Genomic DNA, 23,063 nt, shown 5'->3' with positions numbered 1-23,063 from the left:
TTGACCACCATTCGTTACGTGGAATCCTCCAAACTGCCGACTCCCTGGGGCATGTTTGAAATGCATGGTTTTGAGGAAGTGGAGACCGGTAAGGAGCATGTGGTGCTGACCATGGGGGATGCGGCTACCGACGAGCCGTTGCTGGCCCGTATCCATTCGGAGTGCCTGACCGGTGATGCACTCTTTTCCCTGCGCTGCGATTGCGGTGCCCAGTTACAGCACGCGCTGCACCGGATTGCCATTGAGGGCCGCGGAGCGGTTTTCTACCTGCGCCAGGAGGGTCGCGGTATCGGCCTGCTGAACAAGATCCGTGCCTACCACCTGCAGGATTGCGGTGCCGATACGGTAGAGGCCAACGAACAGCTGGGCTTCGGTGCGGACATGCGTGACTATTCCATCCTGAAGGCGATGCTCGAGCACCTGCAGGTCAAATCCATCCGCCTGATGACCAACAACCCGCGCAAGGTAAAGGCGCTGGAGGACCTCGGCATCGAAGTGACGGAGCGCCTCCCACACCAGACCGGCCGCAACCCGCACAACGTTAAGTACCTCTCCACCAAGAAGGGCAAGCTGGGGCACCTGTTCGAGGATGACGAAGAGCAGGAATAGCCGAAGCCGGCAATTCTCCTGTAGGGGCGAACCTTGTGTTCGCGCTTTTGGTCGTGGCCCCTTAACCTTTTTGTCGTTAGAGAGATTGGTGGCGGTGCTGATACCGGTAAGGGCTTTCCAGACATGCTGTAAATACGTCCCTGTACGCTCTAATCGGCATCCATGCCTCATAAGGTCTGGAAAACCCTTACCGGTATCAGCACCTTGGCATCGACATCTGTGTTTCTATTTGGCCGTAAAGATGGCTTCAAAAGAATGGCAACGCGGATGCGAAGGCCCTGCTACCGGGAGTACCTTGTGGGACTGTCTGCGAGAGGGACCTCGCGGACAAGCCTCCAGGGATGGATTTACGGCGTGTCCCACAAGGTACTCCCGGTAGCAGGGCCGCCTCTGAACTCGCTTATGATGTCTGGTTCCGGGGCCGCGAATAACAAGGGCGAACGTAAGGTTCGCCCCGACAATCGCTAGTGGCTAATAAATTGAATTAATCCCACAGCCACGGCAGTATCCATCCACCACTTCGTTTCTCCACAAAAACCACAGTACTGCGCCCGGGCAGGGTGAAGGTGCCGCTGTGGCGATCGAAGTTCGCCTGGCGCAGACGCCAGTCGGCGGAGATCCATTGTCTCGGGTGCAACATCAGGTGGGTGCCGCGCAGGCTGTCGTGGCTGAACTCGAGCGGGCCATCGTCGCCGTTGAACAACACCAGAATACGCCGGTAGCGTCGATCGATATTTCCTTCCGTATCTTCCAGCTGCATCGCAATCAGGCCGGGTACCTGCCCCGGGCCGGTATTGAGGAAGCTCAAGTGTTTTTCCACCGATACCGCGTCGGGCAGCCGGAACAGTGGCGAGCTGTTGCGGATGGACAGTTGCTCGCGGAACAGGGCGATAGACCAGAGCCGGTGTTTCCGCTCCGGTGCCAGTTCCGGATTTGCCAGCAGCGGTGCCATCAGTGGCCACTTTTCCTCGTTCTTATCCGCCATCGGCAGGCCCTTGCCCCAATTGCCGCCTGTAAAACTGAAATCCAACGCATTGAACCAGTCACCGGAATTGTAGCTGTCCCGGTCCAGGGATTTGGAACGCAGGAAATCCTGGCCGGCGTGAATAAACGGGATGCCCTGGGCGAACAGCACCAGCGAATTGCCAAAGACCTGCATACGCACCCGCTCGGCCAGTGAGGCATCGGCCGGCGCCTTGATCTGTATGCCGTCGAACAGGGTTTCATTATCGTGTGCGGCAATATAGTTGATCGATTCCTGCGGGTCGGCGGTGTAGCCGGTGGGTTGCCCGTTGTAGACCAGCTCGGCGCCGGTGACGGTATTTCCCCGGGCGTCTACCAGCGGGTAGTCCGCCAGGTTTCCGGCCAGCGAAATACGCACCTTGTCGGCCAGCGTCAGCAGGGTCGCGCGCTCGTCGTCACCCGCGAACTTGCCATTGGAATCGGTAAACAGGCCGTTGCCGAAACCCTGTTCCTCGTAGCCGCCAAACGGATTGCCGCCGCGCACACTGTCGCGCAGCCGGTCGTTGAAGGTGCCCACACCGGAGCCGGCCATATTAGACTGGCGCGCCTGGACAAAGCGGGCGTCGTCGGCCACCTCGCCGAAATTCCAGCCCTCGCCGTAGAGATAGATACTGTCACCTTCCACACCGTTTTCCTCGGGGGTCAGTGTTTGCAGCCGCGCCCTGGTCTTGAGGATATTGTCCAGGCTGTGATGCCCCATCAGGTCGAAGCGGAAACCATCCACCTTGTAGGCCGTGGCCCAGGTTTCCATCGAATCCAGCATCAGCTTCTCCATCATCGCGTGTTCACTGGCGGTGTTGGCACAGCAGCTGCTCATTTCCACGCCGCCCTCCAGGTTGCGGCGGTGATAGTAACCGGGCACGATTTTATCCAGCACCGAGTTGTCGTGCTGGCCGAAGGAACTGGTGTGGTTGTAGACCACATCCATCACCACCCGCAGGCCGGAACGGGACAGCGCCCGGACCATTTCACGGAATTCACGGATGCGGCTGACCCCGTTCGGGTTTGTGCTGTAGCTGCCTTCGGGCACGGTGAAGTGCAACGGGTCGTAACCCCAGTTGAAGCCGTCGCGGTCGCGCACCGCGTTGACCGCTGCCTGCTGTTCGCTGCTGTCCGGTGCGAAGGCGGACAGATCCGGTGTCTGTTGCTGCTGCGTGCGGTCCTCATTGACGGTGGCGAAATCGAAGGCTGGTAGCAGGTGCACGTGCGTCAGGCCGGAGCGGGCCAGTCTTTCCAGGTGTCGCATACCGCGGCTGTGACGATCGGCGAACGCGACAAAAGTGCCACGGGCATTTCTGTCGACGGTTTCATCCTCAATACTGAAATCGCGCACATGCAGCTCGTAGATGGAGATATCTTCGGGCCGTTCCAGTGGGGGTTTGCGCAGGTGATCCCAGCCGTGTGGCTTCAGGTCCCGGTCGTCGAGATTTACCACCTGGCTCCTGCTGCTGTTGATTGACAGGCCCAGGGAATAGGGATCGGTAACAAGGTTGGTTTCCACCCGGCGGCTGAAATAGGAGTAGACCTCCACCTCGTACAGGTAGAATTTGCGGTCCCAGTTACCGGCTACATCCGCGGACCAGACGCCGGTGTCCGCGTCGCGCGTCATCGGTACTACCTGATCGGCACTTTCCGCGGCGGCATCGTTGAACAGGTGTAGTTTTACCGACCGCGCCGTTGGCGCCCATAGATCGAAGTGAACGTCGTTTTCGCCGACTTGGGCACCCAGCTTGCCGTCGTAGAAAAAACGGTCGTCGAGGACTCCGGCGGTCTGTACACCGGTGGCATCGCGCACCCTGCCGTCTTCGCCGTAGACGGCCAGCGCCAGTTGCCCGGTAACCAGTTCGGAGATCGGCGGGCTGTCGGCGGGCAGCTGCAGTGCAGTGAAGCCGGACAGGTGCGGGAATTTCTGCCGGATCCCGCCACCGAGCTGATCGGCCAGATACTGCAGCGCGATCTCGCCGTCGCCACTGACGCCGTTCGCGTTCAACTGCAGGTCGGCGTCGGCGCTGTAATGCAGCTTGACGGTATCGCCGGGATTGACGGCAACGTTCCAGGCGAAAGTCTCCGCGTCGACCCAGTGCGCCTTGTCCAGGCCGAGATCGCCGCGGGGCATGCCGTCGGCGCTGACGCTGACCTGTTTGCTGACCGGATCGAATGCGAAATAGATTTCGTCGTTATCGGCATCCACCGAAAAGGGTACATTGGCGCCGTCGCTGCCGTAGCTCTCGTCCCAGCTCTCGTTGAGCGCTACCTTGAATTCATAGTCGCCGGCGCCCAGGCTGTCGGTGACAAAAGTGTAGAGACCGTCGCCATCCGTATCCTGCATCCAACTGCGCAGGCAATCCGGCTGCCAGTCGCCGGGGCAACCGAGCTGGCCCTGGAAATTGCCGGCGACAGTGGCAATGGTGGCGTTGACGCTATCCGCGATCCAGTGGCTCCCGTGGTCGTAGATAAACTTTACTTCGCGGCTATTGGCGAGGGACAGCGGAATATTGCCGCCGTTGCGTATCGCGTTCTGGCCGTAATTCTCATCCCAGTTGTTGTTCAGCGCGGCCTTGTACTCCCAGTTGCCGGCGGGAATAAAAAAACGGCCGCTCCATTTGTCGTCGGCGCTGTCATAGCTGAGTTGGCTGGCGGCGCAGTCCGGCTGCCAGTCGCCGGTACAGCCGACCTGGCTCTGGACGGTGCCGGGGATATTGACCGCGGAGGGATCCGGCGTATCGGCACCCAGTGCCGGCAGGTGAACGGCCGCAAACAGGCCGCCCAGCAGAAATGGCGCACACTGTTGTACGCCTGCGGCTTTTATCGATCGCATTGAGGTGTCTCCCTGATTATTGTTATGGCGTTAAGATCGGGACAGATACATCGACAGTCATTGAAACCCAGCCGCGCGAGCGGGGCCTCCCACCCCGGGGGGAGTAGACGGAGGCGGTGTCGTTCTGCGATACCAGAGAGGGACGACTGTCACAAATGTTTTATAAAAGCGTCACGGCGGGGCAACCTGGCGGAGCGATTATGGTCCGCGAGTAGAGAACAGCGGGATTTTCCCCAGCGGAACTTCTTTCCCGGTCTATACTCAAATGCATCAGGTTGCTGCGGGTCGAGAAAGGTGATGCACCCGCTGCGATCGGATATAAAAGCCGGCTTCAATGCCGGCTTTTCTTTTTCTGCGGAATATTGCGCACCGTCGACCCCAATGCTAAATTGCAGCCAACGATTCACCAGCGGAGGACAGTAGATGATTGTATCCAACCTTCGCCGGGCCCCCCGGAGCCGCTAAACCAGCCGGTTCCCGGTTCCAGCCCGGCAGACAGGAGATTTCCTGAACGTCGGGTTTCCCTTCCCGAGGAAACCCCTGTGTATCGACACAAGAGGGTTCACACCTTGAGTAAATCACTGATTTCCCGCCGCCCCCGTTTTGGGCGCGGCTCCTCTGTATCCAGCGCGAAACGCGCGCCGTCGGCACTGCAGCGCCTGGGCTGGAAACCTTTTTTCCAGCAGCAATTGACCCTGGAAGAGCTGGCCGACAGCGAGCCGGTGCGGGTGATGGCCGTGCACCGCAGCCAGCTGGATGTCAGCGGCGAAGGCGGCGACGAGCCGCTGCCGCTCGGCCTGCTGCCGCGGGAATTGCAGGCCGGGTTGCGCCCCACGGTCGGCGACTGGCTGCTGCTGGAGCGGGACTCGCGCAGGCCGGTGCGGATGCTGGAACGGACCGGGCTGTTCCAGCGCATGGCGCCGGGTGCAGACCGGGCGCAGCTGATTGCCGCCAATATCGACAATGTGCTGGTCGTGTCCTCGTGCAACGACGATTTCAACCTGTCGCGTATCGAGCGCTATCTGACTCTGGTGCGCGAGGCCGGCTGCCGGCCGTGCCTGGTGCTGACCAAGGTCGACCGGTGTGGGAATACGTCTGCCTATACCGAGGCGTTGCGCGGCTACGGCGACCTGCCGCTGGTATTGGTCAACGGGCTGGACGAGGACAGCGTCGCGCCTTTGCGCGACTGGTGTGCCACTGGCGAGACGGTGGCGCTGCTGGGGTCGTCCGGTGTCGGCAAGTCGACGTTGCTGAATACCCTGTGCGGCGCTTCACTGGCGGTCACCGCCGGTATCCGTGAGGACGACAGCAAGGGCCGCCACACCACCCGCCACCGCGCCCTGTACCCATTGCCCGGCGGCGGCCTGCTGCTGGACAGCCCGGGCATGCGCGAGCTGGGATTGGCGAACGTGGAACAGGGGCTGGCGGCGGCGTTCGATGACATTGGCCGTCTCGCCCTGAACTGCCGTTTCTCCGATTGCCGTCACGACAGCGAGCCGGGCTGCGCGGTCCAGGCGGCGTTGCAAGCGGGAGCGCTGGAGGAGCGGCGCCTGCACAACTGGCGCAAACTGGAGCGGGAGGTGGCACACAACAACCGCACCCTGGCCGAACAGCGCGCCGGGGACCGGGCGTTGGGGCAGTTCTACCGCGAAGTAAAGAACCATGCGCGGGCGCGCAAACAGCGTGGGGAGTGATTTTTCTTTGCGGTGGGTGGGCGGCGGGTGGCGATTCGATCGTGAAGGGGGCGAACACAAAGTCCGCCCCGCACTGCCAGGTGGCTTCGGAAAACTCAACTGGCAGTGACTTCACCGCCCTGCGCCGGTTTGGCGGGGATGCTTGCAGACTGGCCGTCCTGGGCTTCGATCCAGTTGTTCATGCGTGTTTCCAGCACATTCAGCGGCAGTGCCCCGGCGCTCAGTAGCTGGTCGTGGAAGCTGCGAATATCGAAATCGTCACCCAGTTCCTCTTCCGCCCTGGTCCGCAGTTCCACGATTTTCAACTGCCCCAGCTTGTAGGCCAGGGCCTGGCCCGGCCAGACCAGGTAGCGGTCGATCTCCACGGTGATGTCGTGCATCGGCTTGGCGCTGTTGCTGGCGAAATACTCGATCGCCTGCTCGCGGCTCCAGCCCAGCTGGTGCATGCCGGTGTCCACCACCAGGCGCACGGCGCGCCACATATCGTAGGTCAGGGCGCCGAACTCGCTGTAGGGATCCGTGTACAGGCCCAGATCGTGGCCGAGGCTCTCGGAATAGAGGCCCCAGCCCTCGACAAAGGCGGTGTAGTGTTTGTTGCGGCGCAGCGGGTGCAGGTTCTTCTGCTCCTGGGCCAGCGCGATCTGCAGGTGGTGGCCGGGCACGGCCTCGTGCACGGTCAGAGCCTCCATTTCCCATTTCGGGCGGCTGGGCAGGTTGTAGGTGTTGGCGTAAAAGACGCCCGCGCGGCCGGCCTCGTTGGAGCCCGGCATGTAGTAGGCGGTGGTCTGGGATTTTGCCGCGTAGGCCGGGATCGGTTTGACGCCGTAGGGCAGGCGCGGCAGTTTGCCGAACAGGCCCGGCAGCTCGCCGTCGATGCGTTTGGCGATATCGCGGTAGTTCTTCAGCAGTGCCTCTTCGCTGCGGTAGTAGAACTGCGGATCCGTGCGCAGGAACTCGGTGAATTCCTTGAAGCTGCCCTTGAAACCGGTCCTGGCGATCACCTGGTCCATTTCGGCGCGGATGCGGCGTACCTCGGACAGCCCGATACGGTGGATTTCCGCCGGGCTCAGGTCGGTGGTGGTGTTTTCGCGCACCTTGTGGGCGTACCAGCGCAGCCCGTCGGGCATATCGGTAAAGGCGGTGTCCACCCTGGCGCCGGGAATATAATCGCGCTCGACGAACTCCACCAGGCCGCGCCAGGCGGGCACCAGGTCCTTGTGATAGAGCGCGTAGGCGCGGTTGCGCAGGCGGCGCTGGGTGTCCGCGGGGATACTCCCCGGCATGTCAGCGAAGGCTTTCAGCAGCGGGCTCTGCTTGGGGTCCTCGGGGATCAGCGCGCGGATCTGGCCCGGCAGGTCGCGCAGGGTGATCTGCGGCGGGGTGATTTTTTCCTCCAGCCCCTTTTCCATCAGCGCCCGGGTCTGCGCCACCAGTGTCGGCACCTTCTCCAGTCGCTCGAGAATCTGCGTGTAATCCGTCTCGGTGCGGTGGGCCATGGTATTCAGTACGCCCGGCACATTGATCTGGATACCGCTCATATGGTTGACCGGCAGCAGGTGATCCGGGAACTGGAAACCCTTCACTTCCGTCAGCAGGTCCTGGTACAGAAGCTGGAGGTCCAGCTGCCGGTCGTCCGGCAGCGTGTCGCTGTCCAGGTGGCGGCTGGCGGCGAGCAGGCGGCGGGTCTGGTCGCGGCGGCGCTCGATGCCGTCCATGGAGGCGTCGGTCCACAGGGTGTCGAGGCCCGGGTAGCCCTCGTAGGTGGCGCGCTCCGGGTGGCTCTCCATCAGCCAGCGGTAGCGCAGATCCTGCAGTGCGGTCAGCTGTGCTGCGGCATCTTCCTTCGGCAGTGCCTCGAAGGCTTTTTCAAAAGCCTTCTGCTCCATGGCCGAGGTGGTGGCCGCCAGCAGCATGGCTGCGGTGGCCATCAGGGATTTGCGGAAAAAGGACATGGTTCCCCCGGGGAATTCGTTCAACCAAGGCCGGCGGCTTGCCCGCCGGCCGACATCAGAAGGCGGCGGCCTGCCCCTTGTAGCGCTTGCCGTCCAGCAGTTCCAGGCGGCGCGCTATCTGTTCTTCGATACCGGCGGCGTCGAGGCCGACACCGGCGAGCAGGTCCTTGTGTTTGCCGTGTTCTAGGGTCCTGTCCGGCAGACCCAATTGCAGCATCGGCACCGGTGTGCCGACGCCGTTCAGGTATTCCATCACCGCGCTGCCGGCGCCGCCGGCAACGGTGTTTTCCTCAAGCGTGACCAGCAGCTGGTGGTTTGCCGCCAGCTCCTCGACCAGCTTCTCGTCCAGCGGCTTGACCCAGCGCATATCGGCGACGGTGGCGCCGAGGCTCGACGCCGCCTCCAGCGCCGGCGCCAGCAGGGTGCCGAAATTCAGGATCGCCACCCGGCTGCCCTCGCGCAGGATGCGGCCCTCGCCGATTGGCAGTTCGGTCATCTCCGCCGCGATCTCGACGCCCGGACCGGTACCGCGCGGATAGCGCACTGCGGAGGGCCCGCTGTGCTGGTAGGCGGTATAGAGCAACTGGCGGCACTCGTTTTCGTCGCTGGGCGCGGCGATGATCATATTGGGCAGGCAGCGCATGTAGGTCAGGTCGAAACTGCCGGCGTGGGTCTGGCCGTCCTCGCCCACCAGGCCGGCGCGGTCGATGGCGAAGGTGACATCCAGGTTCTGGATGGCCACATCGTGCACCAACTGGTCGTAGCCGCGCTGCAGGAAGGTGGAGTAGATGGCCACCACCGGTTTTTGGCCCTCGCAGGCGAGGCCGGCGGCCAGGGTCACCGAGTGCTGCTCGGCGATGGCCACGTCGTGGAAGCGTTCCGGGAAGCGCCTGGCGAACTCTACCATGCCGGAGCCCTCGCACATGGCGGGGGTGATGCCGATCAGCCTGTCGTCGCGCCCGGCCAGGTCGCAGAGCCACTGGCCGAACACTTCCTGGTATTTGGGGCCCTTCTTGCCCGGCTTTTTCTCCGCGGGCGCAGCCACCTGTACCTTGGGTTCCGGTTCCAGCTTGTTCAGTGCGTGGTAGCCCACCGGGTCTTCCTCGGCGGGGCCGAAGCCCTTGCCCTTGGTGGTGACGATATGCAACAGCTGCGGGCCGCGCTGGTTGCGCAGGTTGCGCAGCGTATGCACCAGGTCGTGGACATTGTGACCGTCGATGGGACCCACGTAGTTGAAACCCAGCTCCTCGAACAGGGTGCCGGGAGTGATCATGCCCTTGACGTGTTCCTCGGTGCGCCGCGCCAGCGCCCAGGCCTTGGGAATCGCCGACAGTATCTTGCGGCTGCCCTCGCGCATGGACAGGTAGGTCTTGCTGGCCAGGATCTTGGCGAAATAGGTGGCCAGGCCGCCGACATTGCGGCCGATGGACATACGGTTGTCATTCAATACCACGACCATATCCCTGCCGGTGTGGGCGGCGTGGTTCAGGGCCTCGAAGGCCATGCCCGCGGTCATGGCGCCGTCGCCGATCACTGCCACCACCTTGCGCTCGGCGGCAGAGCCCAGGGCCATGCCCAGTGCGGCGCTGATGGAGGTACTGGAATGGCCCACACCGAAGGTGTCGTAGGGGCTCTCGCTGCGCTTGGGGAAGCCCGACAGGCCGCCCTGCTGGCGCATGGTCAGCATCTGCTCGCGGCGGCCGGTCAGGATCTTGTGCGGATAGGTCTGGTGGCCCACATCCCACACCAGCCGGTCTTCCGGGGTGTTGTAGATGTAGTGCAGGGCGAGGGTCAGCTCCACCACGCCCAGGCCGGCGCCGAAGTGGCCGCCGGTCTGGCCGACGCAGTACAGCAGGTATTCGCGCAACTGACCGGCCAGTTCCGGCAGTTGCCGCTCGTCCAGGGCGCGCAGCTGCGCCGGGTCGTCGATGGCGTCCAGCAGCGGGGTCTGCGGGCGTGTGCGTGGAATCTCGTTGAACATCAAATGTATCAAATGCAACTGAACGGTAGAAAAAGGGATTGTATGCCTGTGACGGGGAGAAGAAAACCAATGCGGGATACGCGACCCGCCCCTGGCCCGAATCCCCTTCAGTGGCTGCGGCGGACTATATAGTCCGCCAACTGTCGCAGCAGTTCTGTATCACCGTCCAGCTGCGCCAGGGCGTCCAGTGCCTGCCGGTGCAGTCCCGCCAGTTTCTCGCGCGCGCCGTCCAGGCCCAGCAGGGACACATAGGTGGGCTTGTTGCGGGCCGCGTCGGCACCCTGGGTCTTGCCCAGGACGGCGGTGTCGGCGGTCACGTCGAGGATGTCGTCCTGCACCTGGAAGGCCAGGCCGATGGCCTCGGCGTAGCCGCTGACGGCTGCCAGCTGCATTGCGTTCGCACCGCCGAGCAGCGCGCCGATACGGGCGCTGGCGCGGATCAGGGCGCCGGTCTTGAGGCGGTGCATGGCCTCCAGTTGCGGTGGGTCGAGATTGTGATCCACGGCCGCCAGGTCGATGGCCTGGCCGGCCACCATGCCCCGTGCGCCCGACGCCTGCGCCAGTTCGCCCAGCAGGCGCAGTTTCAGGTCGCTGTCGGCATCGCTCGCCAGCAGCAGTTCAAAGGCGTGGGTCTGCAGGGCGTCGCCGGCCAGGATGGCGCTGGCCTCGTCGAATGCGATATGGCAGGTGGGGTGGCCGCGGCGCAGGTCGTCGTCGTCCATTGCCGGCAGATCGTCGTGGACCAGGGAATAGGCGTGGATACATTCCAGTGCGGCCGCGGCGGCGTCGCAGTGGGCTGGGTCGAAGGCATCGCTGCGCAGCGTTCGGGCGGCGGTGTAGACCAGCGCCGGGCGCAGGCGTTTGCCGGGGCCCAGGGCGGCGTAGCGCATGGCGGCAAACAGGGTGTCGGCCCCCGGTACCGGTTCGGCGAGCGTCCGTCGCAGCGTCACTTCCACGCGCCCGGCGGCCTGCTGCAGGGCGTCCCTCAGCTGTGGGGACATGGCGTCTGCGGCGGTCACTCAGGCATCTTCCGCGCCGTCTTCGTCGAAGGGCAGTTCGCGAATGCTGCCGTTTTCCTCCATCAGTACCTTGACCTTCTGCTCGGCACTGGCCAGCTTCTGCTGGCACTCGCGTGTCAGTTTGACGCCGCGCTCGAAATCCGACAGGGCTTCCTCCAGTGGCAGGTCGCCGGCCTCCAGGCGCTCCACCAGCTGTTCCAGTTCTTCCAGGGCCTGTTCAAAGGTTGCCGCTTTCTTTTTCGCTGCCATTGCATTGCCTCTCTCAATCGCCGCGCAACCTTAGCCGCTGGCGGGTAACTGGTCAATTGAGGATGATATTCCCGCTTCCAGGGACATCAGGTAGTGCGCCAGTGCGCGTTTTTCGGTGCCGCTGAATCCGTAGTTCGGCATCGGCGGCGTCGGGGTATCGAAGTAGTCCGCCAGTGTCTGCAGGCTGTATCTCTTCGACAGTCCGCGCAGTGGAATCTGTTCGGCGTGGCATTTGGCACAGCCGTAGCGGCGGTAGAGCTCCTCGCCGCGCCGGGCCGCACCGCTGTCTATGGCCAGCGGCTTGCGCGGTGCCTGCACGGGGGCCTGGCCGTTGGTCGCTGCCGCGGCCCGCTGGCGGTCGCCGCCGCTGGCAACCCGGTAAATGGCGCCGGCGTAGTCGTCGGAGATAAAGATATTGCCACCGGCATCCTCGGCGATGGCCACCGGGCGGCCGTATACCTGTTCCCTGTTCTCCCCGAGGAACCCCCGGAGGAAGTCTCTCTGGTGGATATTGCCCTGTTTGTCCCAGTGCAGGGACACCACTTTGTAGCCATCCTTGACGCTGCGGTTCCAGGAGCCGTGCAGCGCCACCAGGGCGGCATCGCGGTAGCGGGCCGGCTGGGCGGGGCTGCGCAGGAAGGTGATGCCCAGTGGCGCATTGTGGGCCGGGAAGTCGTGCACCGGCGGGATGGAATCGGCGATCTTCTGTTGCACCGCCGGGCCGGCGCCGACCCCGAGATCCGGATCGGGCACCCGGTCGCCGTTGGCGTAGGGCCAGCCGTAGAAACCGCCTTCTTTCACCCGGTTCAGCTCACAGGGCGGGAAGTCGTCGCCGAGCCAGTCGCGGCCGTTATCGGTGGCGTAGAGGGCGCCGTTTTTCGGCGACCAGTCGAAGCCGACGGCATTGCGCAGGCCGGTGGCGAAGATTTCGAAATCGCTGCCGTCGGGCCGGAAGCGCATCATGGTGGCGCGTCGCGGATCTTCCTCGATACAGACATTGCAACTGGAACCGCTGGTCAGGTACACCCAGCCATCGGGGCCCATGGCGATGGTCTTGGTCCAGTGGTTGCCGCTGTCCGCGAGGCCGGTGACGATTTTCCGGTAGCTGCCGGCGAGGCGGCCATCGGAGTGATCGAAGGGCACCCGGCCGACGGCATTGCTCTCGGCGATGTAGAGCCAGTCCTCGTGCAGGAAAAGGCCGTGAGGGCGCGACAGGCCGTCGATCAGTACGCGCCTGTGGTCGGCGCGGCCGTCGCCGTTTCCATCGGCCCTGAGCAGGCTCACCTGGCCGCGCCGGGGCTGCGAGACAAGCAGGTCGCCGCGGCGGGTGACGGCGAGCCAGCGCGCATTGTCAACGTCGTCGGCGAAGAGCTCTACGCGAAAACCCTCGGGCACCTGCAGTTGCCTGTCGACGGTTTCAGTATCGGTACTGGCGCCGCCGGTCAGTTGTTGCCAGGGAATGCTGACGCCGGGGAAGAACTGGATGACGGCGAACAGGGCGGCAGCTACAGCGGCGAAAAAAATAAGCGTGTATTTCAACAGATGATTCACGTTGGCGATTGATCCTGTAAACAAAGTGGCTATAGTTGTCGCTCTCCGATTCGCAGGCGCAGTTTTATCACATTGGCCGCCTCCCGTCTTTGCAGTCACATCGGCGTGAGATATATCGCAACTTTGTGAGATATCTCGCACAAGAATTTCAGACGATTGCCTCTACTTTTTCTTTCGCCAGTTGCCATAATGAAATTGCAAGGATGCATAAGGGACTGCACTTAAGCGGCAAGGGATAAAGGGATTGCGCCGCTCGCCAAAGGGAAATTGGCACCATCCTGTGAGACGCACCGCCCGGGCCGGATTGCCTGGGCGGTGTTTTATTTGCCCTCCGAAAAATTCACTGAATAAATAATTCTTCAGCCCGGGCTTATTCCGCCACTGCACTGGGCTCGCGCATCCCCGCTGTCTGGAAATTGAAACAATTATCGGCTTTAATCAGGTCAGTACGGCCATAAATTCTCCCGGCCGGCGGAGGGTGACGCATTCAGTAAGCCAGTGCCAGACACGCCCGTTATCCCACAGCCTCCAGTTCAGTGGCGGGCGATACCCTTCTCACCCCTGAAATTCGATACCAGAGCCCCGCAGGTACGCCTGCGGGGCTTTTTTGTCGGTCTGCGCCGGCGATATACGGCGTTGCCGGAAAGAGCGGTCGGCGCTCGTCAACTTGTATGCGGGGAGGCAATCTGATGCAAGCGAGGATTCTGCGTCTGAACCTGGCGGGGCAGCCGCTGGAGTGGTTGAACTGGCAGGAGGCGGCCTGCCTCTATGTGCGCGACCTGGTCACCTGGTCGCTGGGCGGGGTGGTGCAGCGGGTACACGGTGGTATCAACCGCTACGGCGAGCGCTCGGCGCTGGACCTGGCGGCGATCATTGCCTGCGGTGGCGAGCGCATGGCGCGCCCGCGCCGGCGGCCGCCGCTGACCAACCGCGCGCTGTTTTTCCGCGACGCCCAGACCTGCCTCTACTGCGGCAACCCCTTCCCGGCCCGCGAACTCACCCGGGACCACGTGCACCCGGTGTCGAAAGGCGGCCGCGATGTGTGGGAGAACGTGGTGACCGCCTGCCGGCGCTGCAACCAGCACAAGGGCAACCGGCTGCTGCAGGATATCGAAATGGACCTGCTGGCGCTGCCCTTCTGCCCCAATGCCGCCGAGTACCTGGCGCTGATCAACAGCGAGCGGATTCGCGGCGACCAGATGGAATTCCTGCGCGGCCAGTTTTCCCGCCGGCGGCAGGAGGGCTGGCTGCAGCTTTGCTGAAAAAACGTAGGAGCCTGCCCCGCAGGCGAAAGCCCCGGAGTTGACCCCGGCCCGCGCCTGCGGGGCAGGCTCCTACAGTTGGAGTGAGGTGGAAAAACGGAGGGTAACCTTGATAGTCAGACGTGGATCGCGCTTTATGGTGTTGCCGCAGCGGGAGGTTTACAAATTCAGCCCACTGCCGCTCGAATCAGGCTGGCCAGGTAACGGGAAAAATCGTGGCCGGCGTTCTCCAGCATTTTCGGGAACATCGAGATGGGGGTCATGCCGGGAAAGGTGTTGACCTCGTTCAGGTAGATATCGCCGCTGTCGGTCAGGAAGAAGTCGATCCGCGACAGGTCTTTTAACTGCAGGCCGATAAATGCGCGCCGCGAGGCCTCGCGGATCCAGCCCAGCTGCGCGTCGCTGAGCCCCTGCGCCTCCACATGGGTGACGGCGCGGCTGCCCTCGGCATATTTTTCCTCGTAGCTGTAGAAGGTGTCGTCGGGGGCGCAGACTTCGCCCGGCGGCGTTGTCACCAGTTCGCCGCCGTAGGTGTAGGCCGCCACTTCCAGCTCGCGCACTTTCAGGCACTTTTCCACCAGCACGTAGGGCGACAGCTCGAAAGCACGGGCCAGGGCGCTGTGCAATCCCTCCGGCGTCGTCACCTTGTAACAGCCCACCGAAGAGCCCTGGTTGGAGGCCTTCACGAACAGGGCGCCCCATTCCTTCAGGGCCATTTCCGCCTTGGAGCGTTCTTCGGCGCTGTTGTTGCAGAGAAACTCGTAGGGGGTGTTGTCGATGCCCAGTGCGCTCAGCCACAGCTTGGTGGTGATCTTGTTGAAGCAGAGTTTGCTCGCTTCGGGGCCGCAGCCGTAATAGGGAATGCCGTAGAGCTCCAGCAGCGACTGCAGGTCGCCGGTTTCGCCGGGGTAGCCGTGGATCGACGGCACCACGTAGTGCACTTCCCAGGCGCCACTGTCGTCGCGCAGTTGCCGGTCTTGCCCCAGGCGCCGTTCGTTGCCTTCGGTATCCGTCAGGCGGCCGTTGCCGTCCATTTCCACACGGACCAGTTGCAGATCCCCGGCCTTTTCCAGGTGGCGCTGGATAAAATCCGCGGTGCGCAGGGACACTGCGTGCTCGCTGCCGCCGCCGCCGCAGATCAGCAGGACGTGAATGGGGGCTGGGGGCTGGGAGCTGGGGACTGTGGCGTTCATGTTCATCGTGGTCCGTTGGTATTTCTGCCGGCTCTGCTTCGGTACGCGAGGCGCACCCTGCTATTGCCCGGGTGCGGCCAGCACCCGTTTGCACTGGGCCGGCATCGGCTTCGGTTTTTTCGGCTCCGGTTTCCTGCTTTTCGGCGCCGTGCCGTTCAGCAGCGCGTAGAACTCGTCGCTGAACCACCAGTCCAGGTCGTCGCCGCAGGGCGGGTTGCGCACCGGCCGCTGGGGTTTGCAGTACTTGTCGCCCTCGGGGCAGGCCAGGCGTACATGGAAATGATAGTTGTGGCCCCACCAGGGGCGAATCTTGCGCAGCCACTCGTTGTCGTCGCCGGCCATCTTGCACATGCGGCGCTTGATGGTGGGGTGCACGAAGATGCGTTCGACGCGCTCGTCCTCGGCCGCCAGGCGCAGGATGCCGGGCACCTTCGGATCCCAGTTGTCCTCGATCAGGCGGTGGTCGCGCTCGTCCGCCAGTGGAATGGCGGAGATGTTGTCGCGCTCCCACTCGGTCAGCGGTCGTTTCTGCGCGCGCCAGTCCTGGGAGTACCAGATATCCACATCCAGCCCCATCTGGTGGCTTTTGTGACCGGAGGAAAAGGGGCCGCCGCGGGCCATGGACATATCGCCGATCTGCAGCCGGCCCAGGTCGTGGCGTGCCACGTCGCGGGAGAAATCCTTCAGGAACTCGATCATGGCCGGGTTGGCGTAGTGGCGGTCGCGGCCGGTGCGCACCAGCTGGAAGCCCTCGCCGCGCAGCGGCATTTCCTCGGCGCCGCTGAGGCAGCCGTTGGTGTAGTTGCCGATACTGGCGGAGGCCTGGGAGGAGGGGCTGTGCACCTCTTCCCAGGGATTGGCGGCGGCGTTGCCGGAGAAGAGCAGGGCGCCGGTGATCAGTGTCGCGGTGATGGCGTTGCGCATGGGGCCTTTGATGCTGTTGAATTTCGGGGTTTCGCCGGGCTTCCTCTCCCCGGCCCCTCTGACTCGCGCCACCCCTGGCACGCGTTTCCGGCGTCTGAAGTTGCAGGGTGCGCCGTGCGCCCCGCCGGGCGGAGCGCAGGCAGCCGGTTTTCCCGGTGTCTCCGCAGAGATTATAGAATCTGACTTCGCCGTGTCTGTGAAGTGCCTTACGGCGAACAGATCTCCCGGCAGGCGGCCAGCAGCTGGTCCATCTCGCCGTCGGTGCCGATGGAAATACGCAGGTAGCCGGCGATGCGCGGTTTGTTGAAATAGCGCACCAGTATGCCCCGCTCGCGCAGCGCCAGGTAGAGGCTTTCCGCATCCACGGCCGTGGGCCTTGCCAGCAGGAAGTTGGCCCTGGACGGCACCACCTCGAAATCCAGCGCCTGCAGTGCCGCCGCGACCCGTTCGCGGGTCGCGATCACCTTGCCGCAGCTTTCCGCCAGGTAGGCGCCATCGGCGATGGCCGCCGCGCCCAGGCGCTGGGCGACGCTGTCGACAGGGTAGGAGTTGAAGGAGTTCTTGGTGCGATTCAGCCCCTCGATCAGGTGCTGCTGGCCGATCGCGAAGCCCAGCCGCAGGCCCGCCAGCGCGTGGGACTTGGACAGGGTGCGGATCACCAGCAGGTTGGGGTAGCGCGCCACCAGGCCCACGGCGCTGTCACCGCCGAAGTCGATATAGGCCTCGTCGATGGCCACCACCCGTTCCGGTTGCAGTTGCAGCAGTTGCTCGATCTTGGCCAGAGGCAGGCAGCGGCCGCTGGGGGCGTTGGGGTTCGGCAGTATCACTCCGGCGGCGGGGCCGGCGTAGTCCTGCACGTCGATGCTGAAATCGTCCCGCAGTGCCGGCGTGCGATAGTCGATACCGTACAGCTGGCAGTAGACCGGGTAGAAACTGTAGGTGACATCCGGGAACAGCAGCGGTTCGTCGCGGCGGAAGAAACTGTAGAAACTGTGCGCCAGCACCTCGTCGGAGCCGTTGCCGACGAAGACCTGCCCGCTGTCGACACCGTAGTGCTCGGCAATGGCCGCGCAGAGGTCCGCGGACTCCGGGTCGGGATAGCGGCGCAGGGCGTCCGCCAGTTCCGTATCGGCCAGCAGCGCCATCGCCCGCGGCGAGGGCGGGTAGGGGTTTTCGTTGGTGTTCAGCTTGACCAGCTTGCGGCCGCGGGGCTGCTCGCCGGGTACATAGGGTTCCAGCCCGGCCAGTGCCGGGCTCCAGAATGGATTGCTCAAGAGGTTGCCTCCGTGGTGTTTGCCGGGCCGTCGCGCTGCGCTTTTTCGGCCTCTGGCGCCTCCTCTGCTGCAGGCGCTTCCTCTGCCGGCGGCGCGTCTTCTCCATCTCCGGCGTCCTGGTCCGCTTTCTCTTCAATCGGGATATCGAACATCTCCGGCGAGCTGGCAATAAACTGGTCCATCGGCACCGGCTGGCGCCACAGCAGGCTGTCGTGCTTGAGGGTGGTGGATATCTCCGGTACCTCGCTGAACTCGCGGATACTGCCCACCTGTCCGGCCAGCTCCAGCCCCAGGAAGGCGAGGGGCAGTGCCAGCGAGACGCCCCAGCGCCAGCGCGGGGTGATGTTGGTCGCCAGGTAGAGGGCGCACCAGAGCATTGCCGGCAGCAGTACCGCCAGCACGGCGAAGTTCATCAGCGGCAGCGTCTCGCCGAGGGCGTAGTTGAAATCCAGCAGGCTGCTGATGCGCTCCCAGCCCAGGTAAGCCAGCGCCGCCAGCGAGGCGATCGCCAGGTGGGCGAAGAACTGAGTCTCGTGGCGCACCACGCGGCCGATAAAGGCCCAGGCCGCGGCGTACACCAGCAGCCCCACCGCGGTGCCGGCGATCAGGTTGAGGGCGATATTCCACTGGTATTCTTCCGCGCTGCCGAAATAGCTCACCACGACAAAGCCGGCCGTGACCGCCAGCAACAGGGCGATGGCCAGCGCCGGATGCGCCAGGCGCTCGAACAGGCCCTCCACCGAGTGCAGCGGCACGGCCGGGGCCGTCGCCGCCTCGCTGTCGGTGAGGCGAAAGTGGGTCTTGCCCAGCTGTATCTCGTCGCCGGACTCGACCATGCGCTCATCGACTTCCGCGCCCTTGACCGACTTGTCGCGGTTATTGCGCAACAGCTGTGTGCCGTTGACGCTGTTCAGGTCGTGCAGGTAGTAGCAATCGTCGTCGCCGCGCAGGATCTCCGCGTGCGCGGCATCCGCGTGCATATCCTCGACAATGACATCGTTGTGATAGCCGCGCCCGAGGGTGAAACGGTCGCCCTCCATGCGATAGCGGGCCAGCACCTTATTGGCGCGGTTCAGCTCTTCAATAATCAGTGCCATTGGATCTCGCTTGTGAACTTCTCGGTAAAGGCCGCGGCGGATTCGCGGGTAAACCCGGACAGGGTGAAGTGGCTGACCAGCGCGCGGTCCCGTTTGTCCACGCTCAGGCTCAGGTAGAAAATATCGTACAGGTCCGGGAATTTTTTATAGCGGCGCACGCAGTAGCTGGTGCGGGCAATAATCGGGTCCGATTCCCCCTCCGCCCGCTCGCTGTCCGGGTCGGCACCGCGCTCCTGGGAGGTGAAGGACTGGCGGCAGCGGAAGTTGGTGACGTCGTCCTCGCCGGCGCTATTGCCCGGGTAGAAACTGCTCATCTGCTGTTCGTACGCGCTGTAGAAGCGCGTGGTCTGCAGGTCTTCCGCCTGCAGCCAGAAAAACTCGTACTCCACCCGGCCGGTGTTGAAACTCTCCGACAGGTAGACCACGTCCTGGCCGGTACAGCCCTTGTCGATGCGCGTTACCGGGTTGTCGTCCTGTTCCTGGGTGTTCCCCCAGCACTGGATTGCCGGCACTATCTCGCCGACCACCTTGGCCTCGCCCAGGGAGCGTGGCTTCCACTCGGCGCCGAGCACCGTATCGATGATCGACTCCTGGTTCCTCAACAGCTGCTGGTGGGTGACGTCCTGCAGGTCGACGTGATTGCCGGTGTCGCGGAAGTGTCGGTACAGCGCCGCCAGTTTGTCCACCGGCACCAGGAAACTCACCTGGTTGCCGGCGGTGGCCACATTGATGCCCACCACCTCGCCGTTGGTATTGACGGTGGGGCCGCCACTCATGCCGGGGTTGATGGAGCCGGAGAAGTGGATGCGATCGTAGAAGCTGCCGCTGGCGATACCGTTGTAGGTGCCGGGAATCAGCGTCATGCCCAGGTCCAGCGGGTTGCCCATGGAGACGATGGTCTCGCCCTTCCTGGGGGTGGTGCCGGACAGCTGCATATACTCGGCGCCGGGCTTGTCCTGGCGCAGTATCGCCAGGTCGTTGACCACATCGATATCCAGCAACTCCAGGGTGCCCTTGTTGCCGTCCACGGACAGGAATTCCAGCTGGTATTTTTCCGGATCGCTCACCGCCTCGGCCACCACGTGGTAGTTGGTGGCGATCAGCCCGTCTGCGGAAATCTGGAAGCCGGAACCCAGCCCGGCCTTGGAATTGGAGGATTTTTCGATCAACCGGATCTGGTAGAGGCTGCCGCGGTAATCGCTGTAAAGCTGCTCGTAACCCTGCGCCGCAACCGGGATGGAAAACGCAAATCCGGAAAAACAGCACAACAACAGGGCCAGCATGCGTAGGGGAAGTATCGACATCTTGTTTGATTAAATTATGGGCAGAAGACAGTGGATGTTACGGGATAAAGGGTAGTGCAACAAGCGCCGCCGCGGGGCGGAACAGGGATCTTCCCCTTTGCGGGAGAGGGGCCGGGGATCAAAGATAATCCATCACCCGCGGGAAAGCCTCGGCCACCTTTCCGTGCACTTCGGTATAAAATCGCGCAAACAGTGCATCGATATCACTGGCGGCCATAAAGCCGTCACTGAAGCCGGGGCACACGGGATCCAGATGCAGGCGCGCACAGCAGAGTACATGGGCGGCCAGCTGCGCCATATGCTCGTCACCCACGGAAATGCGGATGGTGGTCGGGTGTATATCGGCGGCGCGCTGTGCTTCCGGCGACAGTTCCGAGTGCGAGGTCAGTGCCGGGCAGAGCACCATGGTGTTGGTCTGCCCGAGGCTCACCATCTGCCCGAAGGCCGGTTCCAGCGCGTCGAAAAAGCGCTTGAAGGCCTGCGTGGGCAACTCGGCCGCTTCCATGTCGATACTGAACAGCGGTACCGGCAACCCGTGCCGCAGCAGTTTTTCCCGCAGGGCGCTGTTGCCGTGTGCCGCCAGCGCGTGGCTGTTGACGCGGATCTGCGGATGGCTGGCGAAAAAGTGGCTCAGGCACAACGTATTGATGCACTTGGCCAGCATGCGCATCTCCAGTGTGCGCATGCCGGCCTGCACCTCCCAGGCCTTGTCGGCATCCAGGAAAGCGCCCTTGATATAGTACACATCCCAGAACAGGCACTGGTGCCACTCCAGCCCACCGGCGCTGTCGCCCTTGGGAATAAACAGGCGGTGGTTCTCGCCGATCACCACGCCGGCGGTGGCGGCGCCGATACCGCCGATATCCTTGGTGTAGGAATGCACCACGAAATCCGGCCGCTCGGCGCGGTCCCGGCGCCGCAGTGGCTGTTGCAGGAAGGGCGTGGCGAGGGTCGAGTCCAGGGTCACGCGCAGGCCGTGGCGGTGTGCGATCGAACAGATGGCCGGTACGTCCAGCAGGATACCGTGGGGATTGCAGGGAGACTCGATATAGACGTGCATCTGCGCACCGCCCGCCAGCGCCGCTGCGCAGTCCGTATGCGTGCGCGCCAGTAGCTGCTCGAATTCCCCGCCGCCGGTGCCGTCGAACCACACCAGTTGAATCGCCAGCCGGTCCTCGCGGGCGTAGAAATCCTGCAGCAACTGGTGCACGCCGCCGTAGACATTGCGCGACACGACCAGGATATCGCCGCGCTTCAGCTGGTTGGCCAGCAGCGCATCGATGGCCGCCATACCGGAATTGAAATTCCAGGCCATATAGTCGCCGGCGCCGGGGCCGCACTCCAGCTCCACCATCGCATTGGCCAGTGAGATGGAGGTGGGGTTCAGCAGCCGCGAGTAGATATCGTGGCTCGGCTCGCGGCCGCGAAAGGCGTCGTCGATCCACTCGGTGCAGGCGTAGATATAGGTGGCGGTGCGCGCGATCACCGGTGTGGCGGAAAAGATGGCCGGGATATTGTCGAACAGCGGGTAACCGCCGCGGGTGGCCGCGTTGAAATCCTCGCCCTGCAGGCTCTCGAAGCTGGCGCGCAGCGGGTTCTGCAGGTTGTGAAGCAGCTTGGCCAGCTGAAAGCTCACAAAGCGCTTGGCGTTGAAGTAGGCGACCCTGTCATCGCGATCCATCTCCGCCAGCAGCGCCGCGCTCTGCGCCCAGAGCTCGCCGATACCGCCCTGGGCCCGGTAGAGCTGCTGCGCGATTTCCAGCAGCAGGCGGCCGTGGCCGCTGTCCGGCGAGATATTGAAATGCGCCAGCTGCTCCCGCGCCAGCGCCTCCACACTGGTGGCGGACGTGGTATTGCGACAGGGCGAGAGTATTCTGGCGTCTTCCAGGCCGGGTTCCATGTTGTCCTCATCAATTGCTGCTTATTGTTATCGTTTGACTGTAGCAGGCTTTGGGATGGGAGGGGATGTGTTGGCAGATTGCCGGGGCAACGCGGCCTTAGGGGAGGTTCGGGGCAGGGGTGCCCCATGTCAAATACCCGGACGGGGAAGTATTGGTAGTGTTCAGGTAAAGTTGGGGCGCAGTGTCTCGCGGATTTCCTTCAGCTTGCCCGGTGTGATTTTCCAGCGGTCCGGGTTGTCAAATTCCAAATCTACCTTGATTCTTCCCGTCTCCTTTTCCAGTTGGATCAGAAACTGGAAGAACTTGTGGCCATTCTTTTCGGCAATTTCTTTTCTCAAGTCAAGAATAGTGTCGTCCAGTAACAGAGGATGCTCTTCTATTTCCGCAATAACTGGTGTTACCTTTTCACCTTTATAAAGAAATCCGGAATTTGATATTGCGCCATCCGTTATATCAAAGACGAAAGAAAGGGTGTGCCACTGGCTGTCGGCGATGTCATCGCATTGCAGAATCAGGTGGCCGATTTCCTCTATTCTGTCGGCCGGAATTTTCATCTGACTGCTCCTGCCATTCCGTTTTTTTCTTTCCAAGTTTCGAACTGGGAGGTGCTTTAACCGTTGCCTTGGTTCACGTGTCTGGATAGTTGTCCGGTATTTGATTTTCAGTATTTTTGTGTTTGTTATCAGTTGTAATTATGGTCCATTTTCAGGGGGGAGGCGGACTGGCAACTATATCGCATTAATGCCTTACTCATTGTTTTGGATAATTCGTTGAAGCCGTTTTCATTTATGGAGGCTATTATTTTTTCTTGTATTTTTCTGTTGGTAGAGTCAGGAGGTAGAGATGTATAGTAATTGAATGCCACTGATAAAAATTTTTCAAATAGCTTCTTGTCTATGGATTCGACAGCATGCGGCCTGTCTTTAAGAAGCCTTGATAAGCCTAGCAGGTTCATATTTATTGAAAATAAGAGCGTTGGCTTGCATGCATTATCATTCAAAAATTCTGATAACTCCTTAATGACGATGTTGAGCTTGCTCAAGTCGTTGCCTATATAATTGGCTACCCATCCAGTCATGTGTGTTACATATGCATGGCTATAATCTTCTCGGTTTCTGCAGTAATATTCTCCTTTTCCTGCAAAGAAGAGGGCAGTTTCATTTTTTGATAGAGAGGTTTTAAAGAGGTTTTCTTCCATTATGATAACTTTGT

The 23,063-nt window shown here is 62.5% G+C and carries 17 protein-coding genes; 3 read left to right on the top strand and 14 right to left on the bottom strand.

Going from position 1 to position 23,063, the window contains the following annotated elements; genetic code table 11:
- Complete coding sequence (ribA, locus tag MWN76_RS02860; RefSeq protein ID WP_284500010.1) at positions 1-609, top strand: GTP cyclohydrolase II; 609 nt, start codon at positions 1-3, stop codon at positions 607-609.
- Between the two features lie 484 nt (positions 610-1,093).
- Here the strand turns inward: ribA and pulA are convergent, their stop codons facing one another.
- Positions 1,094-4,450, bottom strand: coding sequence for a pullulanase-type alpha-1,6-glucosidase (gene pulA / locus MWN76_RS02855; protein ID WP_250459168.1), 3,357 nt, complete (start codon positions 4,448-4,450; stop codon positions 1,094-1,096).
- Positions 4,451-5,019: 569 nt separating this feature from the next.
- On the opposite strand from pulA, the gene rsgA reads away from it, so the two are divergent.
- Complete coding sequence (rsgA, locus tag MWN76_RS02850) at positions 5,020-6,144, top strand: ribosome small subunit-dependent GTPase A (RefSeq protein WP_250459167.1); 1,125 nt, start codon at positions 5,020-5,022, stop codon at positions 6,142-6,144.
- A 95-nt stretch (positions 6,145-6,239) separates the two neighbouring features.
- Here rsgA and MWN76_RS02845 read toward each other — a convergent pair whose 3' ends face one another.
- The 5 genes from MWN76_RS02845 to MWN76_RS02825 form a co-directional block, all read right to left on the bottom strand.
- Positions 6,240-8,096, bottom strand: a complete 1,857-nt coding sequence (locus MWN76_RS02845) for a DUF885 domain-containing protein (RefSeq protein WP_250459166.1) — start codon at positions 8,094-8,096, stop codon at positions 6,240-6,242.
- A 55-nt stretch (positions 8,097-8,151) separates the two neighbouring features.
- A complete protein-coding gene (gene dxs, locus MWN76_RS02840; RefSeq protein WP_250459165.1) occupies positions 8,152-10,077 on the bottom strand; it encodes a 1-deoxy-D-xylulose-5-phosphate synthase in 1,926 nt (641 codons plus the stop codon).
- A gap of 107 nt (positions 10,078-10,184) precedes the next feature.
- Positions 10,185-11,078 (bottom strand): polyprenyl synthetase family protein, encoded by an 894-nt coding sequence (locus MWN76_RS02835; protein ID WP_250459164.1) that lies wholly within the window; start codon positions 11,076-11,078, stop codon positions 10,185-10,187.
- Between the two features lie 18 nt (positions 11,079-11,096).
- Positions 11,097-11,345, bottom strand: a complete 249-nt coding sequence (gene xseB / locus MWN76_RS02830) for an exodeoxyribonuclease VII small subunit (protein WP_250459162.1) — start codon at positions 11,343-11,345, stop codon at positions 11,097-11,099.
- A 30-nt stretch (positions 11,346-11,375) separates the two neighbouring features.
- A complete protein-coding gene (locus tag MWN76_RS02825) occupies positions 11,376-12,884 on the bottom strand; it encodes a PQQ-dependent sugar dehydrogenase (protein WP_250459160.1) in 1,509 nt (502 codons plus the stop codon).
- A 701-nt stretch (positions 12,885-13,585) separates the two neighbouring features.
- Here MWN76_RS02825 and MWN76_RS02820 point away from each other — a divergent pair.
- Positions 13,586-14,158, top strand: a complete 573-nt coding sequence (locus MWN76_RS02820; RefSeq protein WP_250459158.1) for an HNH endonuclease — start codon at positions 13,586-13,588, stop codon at positions 14,156-14,158.
- 167 nt (positions 14,159-14,325) lie between these two features.
- On the opposite strand, the gene MWN76_RS02815 is transcribed toward MWN76_RS02820, so the two are convergent.
- The 8 genes from MWN76_RS02815 to MWN76_RS02780 form a co-directional block, all read right to left on the bottom strand.
- Entirely contained in the window at positions 14,326-15,351 is a 1,026-nt protein-coding gene (locus MWN76_RS02815) for a D-alanine--D-alanine ligase (RefSeq protein ID WP_250459156.1), read from the bottom strand.
- 60 nt (positions 15,352-15,411) lie between these two features.
- Positions 15,412-16,347, bottom strand: a complete 936-nt coding sequence (gene mepA, locus MWN76_RS02810; protein ID WP_250459154.1) for a penicillin-insensitive murein endopeptidase — start codon at positions 16,345-16,347, stop codon at positions 15,412-15,414.
- A 134-nt stretch (positions 16,348-16,481) separates the two neighbouring features.
- Positions 16,482-17,549, bottom strand: coding sequence for a histidinol-phosphate transaminase (gene hisC / locus MWN76_RS02805; RefSeq protein ID WP_250459152.1), 1,068 nt, complete (start codon positions 17,547-17,549; stop codon positions 16,482-16,484).
- Positions 17,546-18,646 (bottom strand): FHA domain-containing protein, encoded by a 1,101-nt coding sequence (locus MWN76_RS02800; RefSeq protein WP_250459150.1) that lies wholly within the window; start codon positions 18,644-18,646, stop codon positions 17,546-17,548. The genes hisC and MWN76_RS02800 overlap by 4 nt, the downstream gene beginning before the upstream one ends.
- Complete coding sequence (locus tag MWN76_RS02795) at positions 18,637-19,950, bottom strand: S1C family serine protease (protein ID WP_250459148.1); 1,314 nt, start codon at positions 19,948-19,950, stop codon at positions 18,637-18,639. The genes MWN76_RS02800 and MWN76_RS02795 overlap by 10 nt, the downstream gene beginning before the upstream one ends.
- Before the next feature lie 118 nt (positions 19,951-20,068).
- Positions 20,069-21,850 carry a trans-sulfuration enzyme family protein gene (locus MWN76_RS02790; protein ID WP_250459146.1) on the bottom strand — a complete coding sequence of 594 codons (1,782 nt, stop codon included), beginning with the start codon at positions 21,848-21,850 and terminating at the stop codon, positions 20,069-20,071.
- A gap of 162 nt (positions 21,851-22,012) precedes the next feature.
- Entirely contained in the window at positions 22,013-22,405 is a 393-nt protein-coding gene (locus MWN76_RS02785) for a hypothetical protein (RefSeq protein WP_250459144.1), read from the bottom strand.
- A gap of 128 nt (positions 22,406-22,533) precedes the next feature.
- Entirely contained in the window at positions 22,534-23,049 is a 516-nt protein-coding gene (locus MWN76_RS02780; protein ID WP_250459142.1) for a DUF1411 domain-containing protein, read from the bottom strand.
- Positions 23,050-23,063 lie beyond the last annotated feature (14 nt).

The sequence above is a fragment of the Microbulbifer litoralis genome (genome assembly GCF_023634065.1).
GTDB lineage: Bacteria > Pseudomonadota > Gammaproteobacteria > Pseudomonadales > Cellvibrionaceae > Microbulbifer > Microbulbifer litoralis.
This window is presented reverse-complemented; position numbering and strand designations above follow the sequence as displayed.

Excerpts from the sequence above, each read along its gene's own strand:
- dxs (WP_250459165.1), bottom strand. The coding sequence starts at position 10,077 with ATGTTCAACGAGATTCCACGCACACGCCCGCAGACCCCGCTGCTGGAC.
- MWN76_RS02835 (WP_250459164.1), bottom strand. The coding sequence starts at position 11,078 with ATGTCCCCACAGCTGAGGGACGCCCTGCAGCAGGCCGCCGGGCGCGTG.
- MWN76_RS02815 (WP_250459156.1), bottom strand. The coding sequence starts at position 15,351 with ATGAACGCCACAGTCCCCAGCTCCCAGCCCCCAGCCCCCATTCACGTC.
- MWN76_RS02785 (WP_250459144.1), bottom strand. The coding sequence starts at position 22,405 with ATGAAAATTCCGGCCGACAGAATAGAGGAAATCGGCCACCTGATTCTG.
- xseB (WP_250459162.1), bottom strand. The coding sequence starts at position 11,345 with ATGGCAGCGAAAAAGAAAGCGGCAACCTTTGAACAGGCCCTGGAAGAA.
- MWN76_RS02790 (WP_250459146.1), bottom strand. The coding sequence starts at position 21,850 with ATGGAACCCGGCCTGGAAGACGCCAGAATACTCTCGCCCTGTCGCAAT.
- MWN76_RS02820 (WP_250459158.1), top strand. The coding sequence starts at position 13,586 with ATGCAAGCGAGGATTCTGCGTCTGAACCTGGCGGGGCAGCCGCTGGAG.
- MWN76_RS02795 (WP_250459148.1), bottom strand. The coding sequence starts at position 19,950 with ATGTCGATACTTCCCCTACGCATGCTGGCCCTGTTGTTGTGCTGTTTT.
- MWN76_RS02800 (WP_250459150.1), bottom strand. The coding sequence starts at position 18,646 with ATGGCACTGATTATTGAAGAGCTGAACCGCGCCAATAAGGTGCTGGCC.
- pulA (WP_250459168.1), bottom strand. The coding sequence starts at position 4,450 with ATGCGATCGATAAAAGCCGCAGGCGTACAACAGTGTGCGCCATTTCTG.
- MWN76_RS02845 (WP_250459166.1), bottom strand. The coding sequence starts at position 8,096 with ATGTCCTTTTTCCGCAAATCCCTGATGGCCACCGCAGCCATGCTGCTG.
- MWN76_RS02780 (WP_250459142.1), bottom strand. The coding sequence starts at position 23,049 with ATGGAAGAAAACCTCTTTAAAACCTCTCTATCAAAAAATGAAACTGCC.